General features: G+C 59.4%; 1 protein-coding gene. It reads left to right on the forward strand.

Features of this window, described 5'->3' with window-relative positions; translation table 11 throughout:
- A partial coding sequence (locus tag FY251_RS20725; protein ID WP_222847859.1) for a carbohydrate ABC transporter permease occupies positions 1-596 on the forward strand: 596 nt, incomplete at both ends.

Genomic DNA, 596 nt, shown 5'->3' on the forward strand with positions numbered 1-596 from the left:
CCGAGCTGCGGGACGAACCACCAGCGACCGCATCCGGCGATTTGAGACGGAGCAGCTCACGCTGCACGTACTCACAGCGACCGTCGTGTTCCTGATCGTACTGCCAGTGTTGATCGCGGTGCTTGTCTCAACGAAGCGGGCCGGGATCGTCACCTCGATCGCCGATCTGGCACCTGGCGGCCACGCGCTGTCGAACTACCGTCGTGCCCTCATTGGCCTCGAATTCTGGCGGTACATGCTGAACTCATTTGTGATGTCTGTCGCCGTCGTCGTCGGAAAGCTGATCGTGTCGCTGCTGGCCGCGCTGGTGATCGTCTACTACAGGTTCCCGTACAAGAACGCCGTGTTCCTGTTTATTCTCTTTACGCTCTTGCTCCCGGTCCCGGTCAGGTTTGTGCCACTGTATCGCTTGACGACGGAGCTTGGCATGGGTAACACGATCTTCGCTATCACGGTCCCATACTTGGCCAGCGCGACGACCGTCTTTATACTGCGCCAGCATTTCTTGTCGATTCCGGCCTCGCTCGTCGAGACGGCAAAGGTCGACGGTGTCGGTCCGCTGCGGTTTCTGTGGTCGGTACTGGTTACGATGTCCC

The sequence above is a fragment of the Haloferax sp. KTX1 genome (assembly GCF_902410085.1).
GTDB lineage: Archaea > Halobacteriota > Halobacteria > Halobacteriales > Haloferacaceae > Haloferax > Haloferax massiliensis.